This window comes from Pantoea sp. F_5, assembly GCF_008631595.1.
Taxonomy (GTDB): Bacteria; Pseudomonadota; Gammaproteobacteria; order Enterobacterales; family Enterobacteriaceae; genus Pantoea; species Pantoea gossypiicola.
In genome coordinates this window covers 212,704-227,564 of the sequence record NZ_VWUO01000003.1, presented here as the reverse complement: position 1 = coordinate 227,564, position 14,861 = coordinate 212,704, and the positions used below count along the sequence as shown (strand labels likewise).

General features: G+C 56.9%; 16 protein-coding genes. 11 read left to right on the top strand and 5 right to left on the bottom strand.

Annotated elements, in window-relative coordinates; all coding sequences use genetic code 11:
* Positions 1-28: 28 nt before the first annotated feature.
* The 4 genes from rsmE (at position 29) to ruvX (ending at position 2,881) form a co-directional block, all read left to right on the top strand.
* Complete coding sequence (gene rsmE / locus F3I44_RS05750) at positions 29-760, top strand: 16S rRNA (uracil(1498)-N(3))-methyltransferase (RefSeq protein WP_150014202.1); 732 nt, start codon at positions 29-31, stop codon at positions 758-760.
* A gap of 106 nt (positions 761-866) precedes the next feature.
* Positions 867-1,811 carry a glutathione synthase gene (gene gshB / locus F3I44_RS05745; protein WP_150014204.1) on the top strand — a complete coding sequence of 315 codons (945 nt, stop codon included), beginning with the start codon at positions 867-869 and terminating at the stop codon, positions 1,809-1,811.
* 87 nt (positions 1,812-1,898) lie between these two features.
* On the top strand, positions 1,899-2,462 hold the full coding sequence (locus F3I44_RS05740; RefSeq protein WP_013358975.1) for a YqgE/AlgH family protein: 564 nt from the start codon (positions 1,899-1,901) through the stop codon (positions 2,460-2,462).
* Entirely contained in the window at positions 2,462-2,881 is a 420-nt protein-coding gene (ruvX, locus tag F3I44_RS05735; protein ID WP_150014206.1) for a Holliday junction resolvase RuvX, read from the top strand. The genes F3I44_RS05740 and ruvX overlap by 1 nt, the downstream gene beginning before the upstream one ends.
* Before the next feature lie 5 nt (positions 2,882-2,886).
* Here the strand turns inward: ruvX and F3I44_RS05730 are convergent, their stop codons facing one another.
* Positions 2,887-3,882 (bottom strand): type IV pilus twitching motility protein PilT, encoded by a 996-nt coding sequence (locus F3I44_RS05730; protein WP_150014208.1) that lies wholly within the window; start codon positions 3,880-3,882, stop codon positions 2,887-2,889.
* Positions 3,883-3,896: 14 nt separating this feature from the next.
* On the opposite strand from F3I44_RS05730, the gene F3I44_RS05725 reads away from it, so the two are divergent.
* Genes F3I44_RS05725 through hemW form a run of 4 tightly spaced genes read left to right on the top strand, consistent with a single transcriptional unit; the run spans position 3,897 to position 6,918 of the window.
* Entirely contained in the window at positions 3,897-4,604 is a 708-nt protein-coding gene (locus F3I44_RS05725; RefSeq protein WP_150014210.1) for a YggS family pyridoxal phosphate-dependent enzyme, read from the top strand.
* 12 nt (positions 4,605-4,616) lie between these two features.
* Positions 4,617-5,171, top strand: coding sequence for a YggT family protein (locus F3I44_RS05720; protein ID WP_150014212.1), 555 nt, complete (start codon positions 4,617-4,619; stop codon positions 5,169-5,171).
* 21 nt (positions 5,172-5,192) lie between these two features.
* Positions 5,193-5,786 (top strand): XTP/dITP diphosphatase, encoded by a 594-nt coding sequence (locus tag F3I44_RS05715; RefSeq protein WP_150014214.1) that lies wholly within the window; start codon positions 5,193-5,195, stop codon positions 5,784-5,786.
* Positions 5,779-6,918, top strand: a complete 1,140-nt coding sequence (gene hemW / locus F3I44_RS05710) for a radical SAM family heme chaperone HemW (RefSeq protein ID WP_150014216.1) — start codon at positions 5,779-5,781, stop codon at positions 6,916-6,918. The genes F3I44_RS05715 and hemW overlap by 8 nt, the downstream gene beginning before the upstream one ends.
* Before the next feature lie 36 nt (positions 6,919-6,954).
* Here hemW and F3I44_RS05705 read toward each other — a convergent pair whose 3' ends face one another.
* The 3 genes from F3I44_RS05705 to trmB all read right to left on the bottom strand — a co-directional run bounded on the left by F3I44_RS05705 (position 6,955) and on the right by trmB (position 8,782).
* Positions 6,955-7,671, bottom strand: coding sequence for a DUF2884 domain-containing protein (locus F3I44_RS05705; protein ID WP_150014218.1), 717 nt, complete (start codon positions 7,669-7,671; stop codon positions 6,955-6,957).
* Positions 7,672-7,736: 65 nt separating this feature from the next.
* A complete protein-coding gene (locus F3I44_RS05700) occupies positions 7,737-8,063 on the bottom strand; it encodes a YggL family protein (RefSeq protein WP_150014220.1) in 327 nt (108 codons plus the stop codon).
* Complete coding sequence (gene trmB, locus F3I44_RS05695) at positions 8,063-8,782, bottom strand: tRNA (guanosine(46)-N7)-methyltransferase TrmB (protein ID WP_150014222.1); 720 nt, start codon at positions 8,780-8,782, stop codon at positions 8,063-8,065. Before trmB ends, F3I44_RS05700 begins: the two co-directional genes overlap by 1 nt.
* Positions 8,783-8,936: 154 nt before the next feature.
* Between trmB and mutY the strand changes: the two genes are divergently transcribed.
* Genes mutY through mltC form a run of 3 tightly spaced genes read left to right on the top strand, consistent with a single transcriptional unit; the run spans position 8,937 to position 11,428 of the window.
* Positions 8,937-10,022 carry an A/G-specific adenine glycosylase gene (gene mutY, locus F3I44_RS05690; RefSeq protein ID WP_150019341.1) on the top strand — a complete coding sequence of 362 codons (1,086 nt, stop codon included), beginning with the start codon at positions 8,937-8,939 and terminating at the stop codon, positions 10,020-10,022.
* Positions 10,022-10,294, top strand: coding sequence for an oxidative damage protection protein (locus F3I44_RS05685; RefSeq protein WP_003853409.1), 273 nt, complete (start codon positions 10,022-10,024; stop codon positions 10,292-10,294). The genes mutY and F3I44_RS05685 overlap by 1 nt, the downstream gene beginning before the upstream one ends.
* Positions 10,295-10,348: 54 nt before the next feature.
* Positions 10,349-11,428 carry a membrane-bound lytic murein transglycosylase MltC gene (gene mltC, locus F3I44_RS05680; RefSeq protein ID WP_150014226.1) on the top strand — a complete coding sequence of 360 codons (1,080 nt, stop codon included), beginning with the start codon at positions 10,349-10,351 and terminating at the stop codon, positions 11,426-11,428.
* Positions 11,429-12,325: 897 nt separating this feature from the next.
* Here the strand turns inward: mltC and F3I44_RS05675 are convergent.
* Positions 12,326-14,479, bottom strand: coding sequence for an ornithine decarboxylase (locus F3I44_RS05675; protein ID WP_150015680.1), 2,154 nt, complete (start codon positions 14,477-14,479; stop codon positions 12,326-12,328).
* Positions 14,480-14,861: the final 382 nt, after the last annotated feature.

The following is a 14,861-nucleotide window of genomic DNA, read 5'->3' as shown; positions in this document are numbered from 1 at the left end:
CAATGCGGCGTCCGGTTTCAGGAACCTTATGCGCATACCTCGCATCTATCACGCCGGGCCATTAGAGATCGGCAGTGAAATTACCCTGGATGAAGATGCATCCAATCATGTAGGCCGGGTACTCCGGATGACGGCAGGTCAGCGTCTGGAACTCTTTGATGGCACTAATCTGACTTTTGCAGCAGAGATCACGCATGTTGATAAAAAGCGTGTAAAAGTATCGCTCACAGAGAGCCAGCCGGACGATCGCGAGTCGCCTTTACATCTGCATTTAGGTCAGGTGATGTCGCGCGGTGAAAAAATGGAATTCACTATCCAGAAATCGATCGAACTGGGCGTGAATGTCATTACACCCTTGTTTTCCGAGCGCTGTGGCGTAAAGCTTGATGCTGAACGTCTGGCGAAGAAGATCCAGCAGTGGCAGAAAATTGCTATTGCCGCCTGCGAGCAATGTGGCCGTAATCGCGTGCCGGAGATTCGGGAAGCGATGACGCTGGAAGCCTGGTGTGCAGAGACTGACAGCGGTTTGAAGCTCAACCTGCATCCGCGCGCCAGTCACAGCATCAATACGCTGCCACAGCCTGTTGAGCGGGTACGACTGCTGATTGGCCCTGAAGGCGGTTTGTCTGCGGACGAAATTGCGATGACGGCCCAGTACGACTTTACTGACATTCTGCTTGGTCCACGGGTATTGCGTACCGAAACCACCGCGCTGACGGCCATTACGGCACTTCAGGTGAGGTTTGGCGACCTGGGTTAAGCGATACTTTCAGCGGAAAGAGCGCAGGCATGATGTCCTGACCGATCGGCCCACTGCAGACCGAACCAGACGAGGCGGTAAACACCGCCTCACCGAGGAGATAATAATGATTAAACTTGGCATCGTGATGGACCCTATTTCGTCCATCAATATTAAAAAAGACTCCAGCTTCGCTATGCTGCTGGAAGCGCAGCGCCGTGGTTACGAAATTCATTACATGGAGATGCACGATCTCTCCATGCGCGGTGGCGTGGCCTCTGCCCGCACCCGTCTGCTGACCGTCGAGCAGAATCCTGACAACTGGTATCAGTTCGGCAGTGAGCAGGTGATCCCGCTGGCTGATCTGAACGTGGTACTGATGCGTAAAGATCCGCCATTCGATACCGAGTTCATCTATGCGACCTACATTCTGGAGCGCGCAGAAGAGCTGGGTACGCTGATCGTGAACAAACCGCAGAGCCTGCGTGACTGTAACGAAAAGCTCTACACCGCCTGGTTTGCCGAGTTTACGCCTGACACCCTGGTGACCCGCAGCAAAGCGCAGCTGCGTGAATTCTGGCAGGAGCATGGCGACATTATCATGAAGCCGCTGGATGGCATGGGTGGTGCCTCTATCTTCCGCGTGAAGAAAGACGATCCTAACTTTGGTGTAATTACCGAAACCCTGACCGAGCATGAGAGCCGCTTCTGCATGGCACAGAACTACATTACGGCGATTAAAGAAGGCGACAAACGCGTGCTGGTTGTGGATGGCGAACCGGTGCCTTACTGCCTGGCGCGTATCCCGCAGGGCGGTGAAACGCGTGGTAACCTTGCCGCCGGTGGTCGCGGTGAAGCGCGTCCGCTGAGCGAAAGCGACTGGGAAATTGCACGCCGTGTAGGCCCGACGCTGAAAGCAAAAGGACTGATTTTTGTCGGTCTCGACATCATCGGTGATAAACTGACTGAAGTTAACGTGACCAGCCCGACCTGCATTCGTGAAATTGAGGCTGCGTTCCCGATCTCCATCACCGGCATGTTGATGGATGCCATTGAGAAGCGCCTGGGCTGAGCAAGAAGCCGGGGCGTGGCTCCGTGATCAACCCAATACCGGTGCGGTCGTCGCGTGCCGGTTATTTTTTTGGTACATCGTGTGAGAATGAATTTACAACATCACTTTTTGATTGCCATGCCTTCATTGCAGGATCCTTTCTTCAAACGTTCCGTGGTCTATCTCTGCGAACATAACGAAGAGGGCGCAATGGGACTGATCATCAATAAACCCATGGAAAACCTGACGGTTGAAGGCATTCTGAAGAAGCTGAAAATTTCTGCTGACGATCGCGACCCGGCCATCAGGCTGGATAAGCCGGTTTTCACCGGTGGCCCGCTGGCGGAAGATCGTGGCTTTATCCTGCACTCAGCACAACGCACTTTTACCTCCAGCATTCGTGTCTCAGATAACACCATTATCACCACATCCCGGGACGTGCTGGAGTCCATTGGCACTGCGTCTCAGCCCACCAATGTGCTGGTCGCGCTGGGCTATTGCGCATGGGAAAAAGATCAGCTGGAAAATGAGCTGATGGAAAATGCCTGGCTGACCACACCAGCCAACAGCAATATCCTGTTCCAGACGCCGATTTCAGAGCGCTGGCGCGAAGCGGCGCGCAGTATTGGCGTCGATATTCACAACATGGCCAGCGACGCGGGACACGCCTGATGTCAACGCAAACACTGTTAGGTTTCGACTTCGGCACCAAAAGTATTGGTGTCGCCGTCGGTCAGGAACTCACGGGCAGCGCCCGTCCGCTGGCCGCAATTAAAGCGCAGGATGGCATCCCGGACTGGCTGGTGATCGAAAAGCTGCTGAAAGAGTGGCAGCCCGATTTCGTGGTCGTCGGCCTGCCACTGAATATGGATGGCACCGAGCAGCCGCTGACTGACCGCGCACGTAAATTTGCCAACCGCCTGCACGGTCGCTTTGGCATCCGGGTAGAGCTGCAGGATGAACGACTCAGCACGGTAGAAGCACGTGCTGGCCTGTTTGAGCGCGGCGGCTATCGCGCGCTCAACAAAGGGTCGGTCGATTCACAGTCTGCTGCCATCATTTTGCAGGACTGGTTCGAAAACCATTACTGATCTGCTTACTCAATCAGACCGGCTGCCTGACGCGCCAGCCGGCTCTGCTCAAACGTCTGCATACCGGCCTGTGCGCCGGTCTGCAGCAGCGCAGGGATCTGGTGCATCTTGCCCTCCCGGATCAGATTCGTGATACCCGGTGTGGCGATCAATACCTCAAACAGTCCGATCCGCGATCCGGTAATTGAAGGCACCAGCCGCTGCGCAATCACTGCTTTCAGGCTGCCCGCGAGTTGCGTACGCACCAGTTGCTTCTCCTCCGCCGGAAAAACATCCACCAGCCGATCCACCGCCTGCGCCGCGCCACGGGTATGCAGCGTCGCCAGTACCAGATGGCCAGTCTCCGCTGCCGTCAGCGCCTGACGGATGGTGTCGCTGTCGCGCAGCTCACCCAGCAGGATGACGTCGGGATCTTCACGCAGTGCCGCCTTTATCCCCAGCGAGAACGAATCGCAGTGCAGGCCGATTTCCCGCTGCTGAATCAGCGACTGCTGGCTGTGATGAATAAATTCAATCGGATCTTCCAGCGTAATGATATGACGCGCCTGCTGACGGTTCAGCGCATCGACCAGCGCCGCCAGCGTGGTTGATTTACCGCTGCCGGTCGCACCGGTCACCAGAATCAGGCCATCCTGCTGCTCCAGCAGCGTCGGTACAATGGCAGGCAGTTTCAGACTCTCCAGCGTCGGGCACGCCGTGGCGATGATGCGCAGCGCCAGTGACAGGCCATTGCGCTGCATAAACAGATTTGCACGCAGACGCTGGCCGCAGCTCAGGCTCAGGGCGAAATCAAGCTGCCCTGCACGCTCCAGCTGCTGACGCTGCGGGTCACTGAGCCAGCGGGTCATAAACTCTGCCATCCAGGCGACAGAAAGCGGACCCTGCTGCGGAATCGCCTCCAGCCTTCCCTGCCGCCGCCAGTAGGGCAAATGTCCGCTGCAAAGGTGCAGATCGGCGGCATTATGCTTTACACTAAGCCCCACCATTTCATCCAGATTCATAATTTCTCCTGACTATGACTTCAATCCAGCAAAACCTACAGCAAGTGCGGCAGCGAATCGCCGCCGCTGCCGCGCGTTGCGGCCGCGCACCAGAAGAAATTACCCTGCTTGCAGTCAGTAAAACCAAACCTGCGAGCGCGGTCGAAGAAGCCTATACCGCTGGCCAGATTGCCTTTGGTGAAAATTACGTTCAGGAAGGGGTTGAAAAGGTTCAGGCACTGGCCGCACATCCTGAGCTGGAGTGGCACTTCATCGGCCCGTTGCAGTCTAACAAAAGCCGTCTGGTGGCGGAAAATTTCGCCTGGTGTCACACCATTGACCGCCAGCGCATTGCGCAGCGGCTTAACGATCAGCGGCCCGCCTCGCTGCCACCGCTGAATGTGTTAATTCAGGTAAATATCAGTGACGAGAACAGCAAATCTGGCATCATGCTGGAGGCCGTTTCCGGGCTGGCGGAGCAGATCGCTGCCCTGCCGCAACTGCGGCTGCGGGGATTGATGGCAATTCCGGCAGCGGAGAGTGATTACCAGCGGCAGCTGGCGGTGTGTCAGCAGATGGCGGAAGCCTTCCTACAGCTGCAACAGCAGTATGCTGGCATTGACACGCTTTCGCTGGGAATGAGCGATGACATGGAGGCGGCAATCGCCGCAGGCAGTACGATGGTGCGTATCGGCACCGCCATTTTTGGCGCACGGGATTATGCGCACAACTCACAACAATAACAGAGGAACTTCATGTTAACACTGACGTTTTTAGTAAAAACGCTGATCGATCTCTACGTCATGGTGCTGCTGTTACGCATCTGGATGCAGTGGTCCCGCTGCGATTTTTACAATCCAGTGGCGCAGTTTGTCGTAAAAGTGACACAGCCGATTGTTAAGCCGCTGCGTCGCATACTGCCGGCTCTGGGGCCAATTGATACCGCCTCGCTGCTGCTGGCCTTTGTGCTGACCACGCTGAAATACCCGATTCTGCTGCTGATTCAGGTGGGCGTGTTCTCGGTTGACCCAACCAATCTCCTGGTCGGTCTGCTGTCGCTGGTGAAATCCGCCGGCTATCTGGTCTTCTGGGTCATTATCGTACGCTCTCTGATGAGCTGGATCAGCCAGGGACGTGGCCCGGTCGATTATCTGCTGGTGCAGTTAACCGAGCCGATGATGGCCCCTGTTCGCCGTATTCTGCCTGCGATGGGCGGCATCGATTTTTCTGCGATGATCGTCATCCTGGTGCTGTATGCCCTGAACTTTCTCGGCATGGACCTGTTCCCGGGTCTCTGGTATCTGCTGTAAATGAATCAAACTGGAACTGTTATGCAAAAAGTTGTGCTCGCAACCGGCAATCCCGGCAAAGTGCGTGAACTGGCGGAGTTACTCTCCGCCTTTGGTCTGGATATCGTCGCACAGACTGACCTTGGGGTTGAATCGGCAGAAGAGACCGGCCTGACCTTTATTGAGAACGCCATTCTCAAAGCGCGTCACGCGGCACAGATCACCGGATTACCGGCCATCGCCGATGACTCCGGCCTGGCCGTGGATGCGCTGGGCGGCGCGCCTGGCATCTATTCGGCGCGCTACGCCGGTGAAGAGGCGAGCGATCAGCAGAACCTGGAGAAGCTATTGCAGGCGCTGGAGAACGTCCCTGACGGTCAGCGCCAGGCGCAGTTCCACTGCGTGCTGGTCTATCTGCGTCATGCAGAAGACCCGACGCCACTGGTGTTCCACGGCAGCTGGCAGGGCGAGATCGCTCGCTCCGCCTCTGGCGACGGCGGCTTTGGTTACGACCCGATTTTCTTTGTCCCGGCGCTGGGTAAAACCGCGGCCGGGCTGAGCAAAGCGGAAAAAGGTGCGGTTTCTCACCGGGGTAAAGCATTGACGCTGTTGCTGGAAGCGATGCGTAATGCCTAATCTGCCGCCGTTAAGTCTTTACATCCACATTCCGTGGTGCGTTCAGAAGTGCCCCTACTGTGATTTTAACTCCCATGCGCTGAAAGATGAGGTGCCGCACGTTGAATATGTGCAGCACCTGCTGCGCGATCTGGAGATCGACCTGCCGCTGATCAATGGCCGGGAAGTGCGCACGATTTTCATTGGTGGCGGCACGCCCAGCCTGCTGAGCAGCAGCGCGATGCAGATGCTGATGGATGGCGTGCGGGCGCGTCTGACGCTCTCCCCTGATGCGGAAGTGACCATGGAAGCCAATCCTGGCACCGTGGAAGCGGACCGGTTCAGCGCTTATCAGCGTGCCGGTATCAACCGTATTTCGATTGGTGTACAGAGTTTCAGTCCGCAAAAGCTGCAGCGTCTGGGCCGCATTCATGGCCCGGAAGAGGCCGTCCGCGCCGCCGAACTGGCGGAGTCGCTGTCGCTGCGCAGCTTTAACCTCGACCTGATGCATGGCCTGCCCGATCAGTCGCTGGAAGAGGCACTCGATGATTTACGTCAGGCGATTGCGCTGAATCCGCCGCATCTCTCCTGGTACCAGCTCACCATCGAACCCAACACCCTGTTTGGTTCCCGTCCGCCGGTGCTGCCAGATGATGATGCACTGTGGGATATTTTCGAACAGGGCGATCGGCTGCTGCAGGCGGCCGGTTATCAGCAGTATGAGACCTCCGCCTACGCGAAGCCGGGTTATCGCTGCGAACACAACCTGAATTACTGGCGCTTTGGCGACTATCTGGGGATTGGCTGTGGCGCACACGGCAAGCTGACGCAGCCGGATGGTCGCATTGTCCGCACGGTGAAAACCCGTCATCCGCGTGGATTTATGCAGGGTAACTACTGCGAAAAGCAGTATGAGGTTGCCGATAGCGACAAGCCGTTTGAATATTTCATGAACCGCTTTCGCCTGCTGGAGGCCGCGCCGCGCGACGAGTTCAGCCGCTACACCGGTTTATCAGAAGAGGTGATCCGTCCGCAAATGGATGCCGCGATTGCCGCCGGTTACGTGACTGAAACCGCTGATCAGTGGCAGATTACGGAGAAAGGGAAGCTGTTCCTGAATTCGCTGCTGGAGCTGTTTTTAGCAGAAGAGTAGCAAAAGCGCCTCAGCCCGGCAGGCTGAGGCGTTAACTTATTTTTTCAGTGCGCGGGTGAGCTGTTTACGCTGATCTTCCAGCGAAATAACGCGATTACACACTTCGTGTCCGAAGTTCTGGAAATCCTGCTCCTGCTTACTCCACTCAGCCTGAATCGACTGTTGCAGACCGCCCAGATTGCCCATAATCGCCTGCAGCGGATTACTGCCGCCACTGCCCTGCTTACTGCCCATCTCATTCAGACTATCCTGCATCACGCCGCCCAGCGTTGACTGCACCAGCCTTTCGCCTTCGGCGCGCACCTGATCAATCGCCTGATGGTGGAACGTCAGACCGTCTTCCCGGTGTTCAATGATGCGGTTCATCTGCTGTTTCAGCTGGCCATTCAGCGTGGTCAGGCGATTACGCACGTTGCTGTCAGTGCCCAGTTTTTCAACGATGACCCGATCCAGTGCCGCACGTCCTTTCTCCAGACGGGATGTCGCTCCGCTGTCGATCCACGGCAGATCCCGACGCAGCGCGTTCTGATAGTCGATCGCTTTCTGCCGTTCAGCGATATCCAGCGAAACTTTCTGGCCATTGAACTGTACATCGCCCTGCGGCGAGATTTCTATATTGCCGTTAGCACCGACCACCTGCACGCTCTGCGGCTTAATCACCACATCGTCCTGTGGCTTAACGCTGCATTCGTAGGCTGCCTGAGCCTGAGTTGCTGCCACCAGCAGCACAGCAAGAAGCGCTTTACGCATCATATCTACTCCCTAAGATCGGGTCTGAAACCCGCCGATCGGGCCGCAGCCCGACACTGTGTGACGACTTAGTCCCACCAGACGTCAAAGAGTTCCGTCATCTGCACATCCTGCAGCTTGCGGTCTTCCAGCCAAATGCGTACCAGCGCACGATGCTCATCGGTGCATTTGCCGGTTTTCTGCAGGCAAACCAGCCCTTCCCACACCAGGTAGCCGCTGCCATCAAAGGCCAGGCCGTTAGGATCGATCGCTTCATTGATGAACTGGTTCAGCGTCTCATCAATTTCGCTTTCGCTGGTGCCTTCCGGGAAGCGCCAGGCAACGGAAAAGCCCAGTTCCTGAAACTCGTCAATGTGCAGTTTTTTACGTAAACGGCGGCTGCGTTGCGTGGCCATTATTTCACCCTCTCAAACATTAAATCCCATACGCCGTGGCCTAAACGCTGCCCGCGCTGCTCAAACTTGGTCAGTGGACGCGTCTCAGGACGCGGCACGTAATTCTGTTGCTCTGACTGGTTGCGATAGCCATCGATGCTGTTCATCACTTCAAGCATATGTTCCGCGTAGGCTTCCCAGTCAGTCGCCATGTGGAAAACGCCGCCCGGCTTCAGTTTACGCATCACCAGTTCGGCAAACGGCACCTGAACGATACGGCGTTTATTGTGACGCGCTTTATGCCACGGGTCGGGGAAGAAGAGCTGAACCATGCGCAGCGAGTTATCCGGAATCATTTTCTCCAGCACTTCCACGGCGTCGTGGCACATCACCCGCAGGTTCTGTACATCGGCTTCTTTGGCGGCGGCGAGACAGGCACCTACACCCGGCGCATGCACTTCAATACCCAGGAAGTTCTGATGCGGCGTGTTCTGCGCCATGGTCACCAGCGATGCGCCCATGCCAAAGCCAATCTCCAGCGTAACCGGAGCTTCGCGGCCAAACAGCGCGGGCAGATCGACAGGCTCAGGCTGATATTCCACCCCCATGACCGGCCACAGGGTATCCAGCGCCTGCTGCTGGCCTTTCGTTAAGCGACCCTGGCGGCGCACAAAGCTGCGGATCCGGCGCAATGGCCGCCCGTTCTCATCAAATTCTGGGGTGATGACGTCATTAATCATGTAAAAGCCTGCTGGTTAGCCTGTTCCGGGAAACGGGCATTATGCAAAGTTCATAAGCAGAAGCAAGCCTTTGCAATCTTCCGGTTTACACCCAGGTGCGCATGTGCTGGAATTCCTGCCTGAGTGTAGAGTAAACACGGAAAATTTCCTTCTTATGATGCAAGCGCCGCAGTTCGCGCAACAGGTGCTGGACTGGTATCAGCGCTTTGGTCGCAAAACCCTGCCGTGGCAGCTGGAGAAAACACCTTATAAGGTGTGGCTCTCCGAAGTGATGCTACAGCAAACCCAGGTTGCCACGGTTATTCCCTATTTTGAACGCTTCATGGCGCGCTTCCCCACGGTCACCGATCTCGCTGCGGCACCGCTGGATGAGGTGCTGCATCTCTGGACCGGCCTCGGCTACTACGCCCGTGCGCGTAATCTGCATAAAGCGGCAAAGCAGATTGTCGACGTTCATCAGGGCGAATTCCCGCGTAATTTTGATGATGTTTCTGCCCTGCCCGGCGTTGGCCGCTCCACGGCGGGTGCGATCCTGTCGCTGTCGCTGGGTCAGCACTTCCCGATTCTGGATGGCAACGTCAAGCGCGTGCTGGCCCGCTGCTATGCCGTCAGCGGCTGGCCGGGTAAAAAAGAGGTCGAAAAACGGCTCTGGCAGATCAGCGAAGAGGTCACGCCTGCCGAGGGCGTCAGCCAGTTTAATCAGGCGATGATGGATCTGGGGGCTATCGTCTGTACCCGCTCGAAGCCAAAGTGTGAAATCTGTCCGCTGAACAGCGGATGTGAGGCCTATGCCACCAGCAACTGGGCGAGCTATCCCGGCAAGAAGCCTAAGCAGGTGCTGCCAGAGCGCAGCGGCTGGTTCCTGATGATGCAGGATGGCGATGATGTCTGGCTGGAGCAGCGCCCGCCTGTGGGCTTGTGGGGCGGTCTGTTCTGCTTCCCGCAGTTCACCACCGAAGCGGCGCTGAATGACTGGCTGGCAGCGCGTGGCATCCATGCAAAACCGCAGCAGCTTACTGCGTTTCGTCACACCTTCAGCCATTTCCATCTTGATATCGTGCCGATGTGGCTGTCGTGGCCTTCTGCCGGGGCGGCGATGGATGAAGCAGGCGGTCTCTGGTATAACTTAGCGCTGCCACCATCTGTGGGATTAGCTGCACCCGTTGAGCGCCTGTTACACGAGTTGCGCCATCCCCGACAACTGGCTTTGGACAGTTGTGAGATTAATGAGGAAGAATAATGAGCCGCACCATTTTTTGTACTTTTTTACAGCGCGACGCGGAAGGTCAGGATTTTCAGCTCTATCCGGGCGACCTGGGTAAGCGCATTTACAACGACATCTCCAAAGAAGCCTGGCAGAAGTGGATGGCGAAACAGACCATGTTGATCAACGAGAAGAAGCTCAACATGATGAATCCCGAAGATCGTAAGGTGCTGGAGAAGGAGATGATCAATTTCCTGTTCGAAGGTAAAGACGTTCATATCGAAGGCTATACACCGCCAGAAGCGTAAACATTCCGGGCCTCATCGCTGAGGCCGGTTATCCAGGTCAGGCTTGCATTCCCAATGAATAAAAAATTAATCGCCCTGCTGGTGATAGCCCCACTTTTGGTTTCCTGTTCCGGGTCAAAGAATCAGCAATCCCACGAGGAGTGGGTTAAAGACACCAACGGCTTTGATATTCTGATGGGCCAGTTTGCTCACAATATTGAGAATATCTGGGGTATCAATGAGGTCCTGATCGCCGGACCTAAAGATTACGTCAAATATAGCGACAACTATTACACCCGCAGCCACATTAACTTTGAAAGCGGTAAGCTGACCATTGAGACAATTTCTGGCACCGATCCGATGGCCAGTCTGCGTCAGGCGATCGTGACGACCCTGTTGATTGGTGAAGATCCGGGTAATGTCGATCTCTATTCTGACGCCAACGACATCGAGATCAGTAAAGAGCCACTGCTCTATGGTCAGGTGCTGGATAACACCGGTCAGCCGATTCGCTGGCAGGGGCGCGCGGAAGCCTTTGCTGACTATCTGATTCAGAATAAATTAATGCGCCGCACCTCGGGTCTGCATGTGATTTACAGCATTTCGATTCCGATGGTGCCGAACCACCTTGACAAGCGTGCACACAAATACCTGCCGATGGTGCGTAAAGCCGCCGAGCAGTATGGTGTCGACGCTTCGTTGATCCTGGCGATTATGCAGACCGAGTCGAGTTTCAACCCCTACGCCGTGAGCCACTCTGATGCGCTGGGTCTGATGCAGGTGGTGCAGCACACCGCCGGTGTTGACGTGTTCCGCATGAAGGGCAAATGGGGCAAGCCGAGCCGCAGCTATCTGCTGGATCCGGAGAACAACATCGATGCCGGTACAGCTTATCTGTCGCTGTTGCAGCGCAGCTATCTGGGCGGCATTCAGGATCCGCTGTCACGCCGCTACGCAGTGATCACCGCCTATAACGGTGGTGCAGGCAGCGTACTGCGCGTTTTCTCCAGCGATAAAGATCGCGCGTTCTCAATGATTAACGGCATGTCACCCAGCAAGGTTTATTCGACCCTGGCGAACCAGCATCCGTCGGCGGAGTCGCGTCGTTATCTTTATAAGGTGAGTACGGCTCAGAAGAGTTATCGGGGATTTTGATCGGAGCCGCTGAAGCGGGGGGTGTTCGCTGCGCGAACGGGGCACGCTTCGCAGCGGCCTTGCTATGAAAAGGTTTCGCTTGCAGCAGGGTGGCACTGAGAAGGGTTTCGTTCGCCTGATCAGCTGGGCAGTTTCAGACACGCCTCTGCTGGCGACCGACAAGGGGCGCCAGTCGCCGCGCCCCTTGACCCCCGGCTCCGGCCTGCTTCACCGCCGCTTCGCGGTCCCTTCGCTTCTTCCGGATTTCTCACGGACCAGCGGGACGCGCCATCCCTGGCGCGAACCCGCCTCTTCGCGACATCCCTGTCGCTCGTCCTGAAATCCCTCATCCGCTCAGCGGTTCTGACGGCCTCCCCACCCCCCTGCTGTTATCTCTTATTTCTATGTTGGGTACTTTATCGCTTTACGTTTCCGGGATTGGCTTTGGCTTTGGCTTTGGCTTTGGCTTTGGCTTTGGCTTTACAGGACAGCAGACAACACAACACCACAGTTAACACAAAGAAATCACAGGCGGGGGTTTCTCAGAGGCATCCGGAGCGCTGAGGAACAACCGGAGGCAAGGATGAGCCGACAGGACGTCGGCGAAAGGACGGTTCGCGCCAGGGATGGCGCGTCCGGACGGTCCGCTGGCCGCAGGGCGTGACGAGGGCACCCCGCATAGCGGGGCGCGCAGGCTGCCGGACGCCGGGATTGTTAAGGGGCGGGCGTCCGCCCCTTGACGCGTCCGCCTGCACGGACAACCTGAAACTCCCGACCGCCTGGCGGGCGTAACCTGCTCAAAGCCAGCCCGCTGCAAAGCGTGCCCCGCCGCCAGGCGAACGGAACCCCTCTCATAGCCCGTTCACGCAGCGAACAAAAGGCCTGGCGGGCCGCTACCCGCCTCTGCCCCCGCTCAGATCAGCGCCCCACCATCATATTGGCCACCAGACACTTACGTCCCTGCTCATCCTCTTCGGTGTAAACGCCCTGCAGCTCCGGCGAGAAGCCGGGCAGCAGATTAAGCCCCTCTTCCAGTGCCAGGAAGTAACGCTGCACTGCGCCGCCCCAGACTTCGCCTGGCACGACGCACAGCACGCCCGGTGGATAAGGCAGCGCGCCTTCCGCAGCGACCCGGCCTGCGGCATCGGCGATAGGCACCAGCTCCACTTCGCCGCGAATATACGCCTGATGCGCATCCTGCGGATTCACGCTGATTGGCGGGAACTCTGCGGCGCGGAACATCAGGCGCTGCAGATCTTTGACGTTATGACTGACGTAAAGGTCGTGCATCTCCTGACAGAGGCGACGCAGGGTATAGCCGGCATAACGTTGCGCGTTTTTGCGGTAAATCGTCGGCAGCACTTCGGCCAGCGGCGCATCTTCTTTTACGTGCTGCTCAAACTGCGCCAGCATCGCCACCAGATTAGCCATCTTCTCCGGACTTTCAGCCGGGGTCAGCAGGAACAGGATCGAATTGAGATCGCACTTCTCCGGCACAATGCCATTCTCACGCAGGTAATTCGCCAGAATGGTTGCCGGGATCCCGAAATCACTGTATTCCCCGCTGGCCGCATCAATGCCTGCCGTGGTCAGCAACAGCTTGCAGGGATCGACCCGATACTGATCGCGCGCGTACCCCACAAAACCGTGCCACTTCGCCTGCGGTTCAAAGCTGAAGTAGCGCAGATCGCGGGCGATCGTTTCCGTGGGCGCATCCTGCCAGCGCTGTCCATCAACGATCTCCGGCACAAACGGCAGGATCATTTCGCAGCGGTCCAGGATTGCTTTACGCGCCTGAATGCCCAGCGTGACGCACTCATCCCACATGCGACGCCCTGCTTCACCCTGATGCATTCTGGCGTTGATATCCAGCGCGGCAAACAGCGGATAAAACGGACTGGTGGAAGCATGCAGCATAAAGGCATTATTCAGACGCTTGTGCGGGCAGAAACGCCGCTGTCCGCGAATGTGGTTATCTTTTTTATGAATCTGCGAAGTCTGCGAAAAACCTGCCAGCTGCTTATGTACGGACTGCGTGACAAAAATGCCAGGATCGTTTTCATTCAGCTCCAGGGTCAGCGGCGAGCAGCCTTCCATCAGGGGGATGAACTGCTCATAGCCGAGCCACGCGGAATCAAACAGGATGTAATCACACAGATGACCGATGCGATCCACCACCTGGCGGGCGTTGTAGACCGTGCCGTCGTAGGTGCCGAGCTGGATAATCGCCAGACGGAAAGGCCGCGCCTCTTCTGCGCGCTGGGGCGCAACCGCCGCGATCTGCTCACGCAGATAAGCCTCATCAAAGCAGTGCGCGTCAATGCCGCCAATAAAGCCGAAGGGGTTACGGGCGGCTTCCAGATAGACCGGGGTCGCGCCCGCCTGAATCAGCGCGCCATGATGGTTAGATTTGTGGTTGTTGCGGTCAAACAGCACCAGATCGCCGCGGGTCAGCAGCGCATTGGTCACCACTTTATTAGCGCTTGAGGTGCCGTTGAGCACAAAGTAGGTTTTGTCGGCGTTAAACACTTTTGCCGCATACTTTTGCGCATCTTTAGCCGAGCCTTCGTGGATCAGCAGATCGCCCAGTTTGACGTCGGCGTTGCACATGTCAGAGCGGAAAACATTCTCGCCATAGAAGTCATAGAACTGTTTGCCCGCCGGATGCTTTTTGAAGAACGCGCCGCCCTGATGTCCGGGACAGGCAAAGGTGCTGTTTTGCATATCGACATAGCGGGTCAGCGTCCCGAAGAAAGGTGGCAGCAGCGCCGCTTCATACGCCTGCGCAGCGGCTTCCAGCGCAAGCCACTCTTGCGGCTCGCCATTCAGCTCACCGCTGACGCCGGGCAGGTGCATCACCTCTTCTTCAAACGCATTCGCGACAAACACCGGCAGATTAAAGCCGGTGTGACGCAGCAGCGCCAGCACGCCGCTGCGGGTATCTGCCAGCGAGACGACGACCGCCGCCACATCCGTAAAGTCGGTATTATCCAGCGTCACTACGTCACGCGCGGTGTTCAGGGTCAGGCTGGGCGCAACAGCGGCGCTGGCAGCAATTTTCAGTGGAGTCATAACAGGATCCCTAACGTCAGGGAGGACGTGCCAGAAGCACAATTATGGGGACAGCGCCCCGGCGAATAATTAACCGTCAGAAGGCATATTGCAGTGTAGAGAGCAGATCCACAGCCGCTGCCTGGCTGGCCTCACCGCATGGTGGATAACGGAGAGTGCGGAAAAGAGGAAAACCCGGTGAGCGCCGGAAAACGCGAACGGTAATCCGGGCAGGTGCGCGGTGAACCGGACATGGCGACGTCCTCTGTGGTGAACAAACAGGGTCAAAAAGTGGCGGTCATAATGTCATCTTTTTTCTGCACGAACAACCCGCCCCAAACAATTATTCAGTCACGCCATAAAAACATAACATCATGATTTTTATAGCCTATTTATCATAAAA

What these genes read in the sequence shown, in the direction of transcription:
- ruvX (WP_150014206.1), top strand. Translation starts at nt 2,462, where the DNA reads ATGTCAACGCAAACACTGTTAGGTTTCGACTTCGGCACCAAAAGTATT.
- F3I44_RS05740 (WP_013358975.1), top strand. Translation starts at nt 1,899, where the DNA reads ATGAATTTACAACATCACTTTTTGATTGCCATGCCTTCATTGCAGGAT.
- hemW (WP_150014216.1), top strand. Translation starts at nt 5,779, where the DNA reads ATGCCTAATCTGCCGCCGTTAAGTCTTTACATCCACATTCCGTGGTGC.
- F3I44_RS05725 (WP_150014210.1), top strand. Translation starts at nt 3,897, where the DNA reads ATGACTTCAATCCAGCAAAACCTACAGCAAGTGCGGCAGCGAATCGCC.
- F3I44_RS05685 (WP_003853409.1), top strand. Translation starts at nt 10,022, where the DNA reads ATGAGCCGCACCATTTTTTGTACTTTTTTACAGCGCGACGCGGAAGGT.
- F3I44_RS05720 (WP_150014212.1), top strand. Translation starts at nt 4,617, where the DNA reads ATGTTAACACTGACGTTTTTAGTAAAAACGCTGATCGATCTCTACGTC.
- F3I44_RS05675 (WP_150015680.1), bottom strand. Translation starts at nt 14,479, where the DNA reads ATGACTCCACTGAAAATTGCTGCCAGCGCCGCTGTTGCGCCCAGCCTG.
- F3I44_RS05730 (WP_150014208.1), bottom strand. Translation starts at nt 3,882, where the DNA reads ATGAATCTGGATGAAATGGTGGGGCTTAGTGTAAAGCATAATGCCGCC.
- F3I44_RS05700 (WP_150014220.1), bottom strand. Translation starts at nt 8,063, where the DNA reads ATGGCCACGCAACGCAGCCGCCGTTTACGTAAAAAACTGCACATTGAC.
- rsmE (WP_150014202.1), top strand. Translation starts at nt 29, where the DNA reads ATGCGCATACCTCGCATCTATCACGCCGGGCCATTAGAGATCGGCAGT.
- mutY (WP_150019341.1), top strand. Translation starts at nt 8,937, where the DNA reads ATGATGCAAGCGCCGCAGTTCGCGCAACAGGTGCTGGACTGGTATCAG.
- mltC (WP_150014226.1), top strand. Translation starts at nt 10,349, where the DNA reads ATGAATAAAAAATTAATCGCCCTGCTGGTGATAGCCCCACTTTTGGTT.
- trmB (WP_150014222.1), bottom strand. Translation starts at nt 8,782, where the DNA reads ATGATTAATGACGTCATCACCCCAGAATTTGATGAGAACGGGCGGCCA.
- F3I44_RS05705 (WP_150014218.1), bottom strand. Translation starts at nt 7,671, where the DNA reads ATGATGCGTAAAGCGCTTCTTGCTGTGCTGCTGGTGGCAGCAACTCAG.
- F3I44_RS05715 (WP_150014214.1), top strand. Translation starts at nt 5,193, where the DNA reads ATGCAAAAAGTTGTGCTCGCAACCGGCAATCCCGGCAAAGTGCGTGAA.
- gshB (WP_150014204.1), top strand. Translation starts at nt 867, where the DNA reads ATGATTAAACTTGGCATCGTGATGGACCCTATTTCGTCCATCAATATT.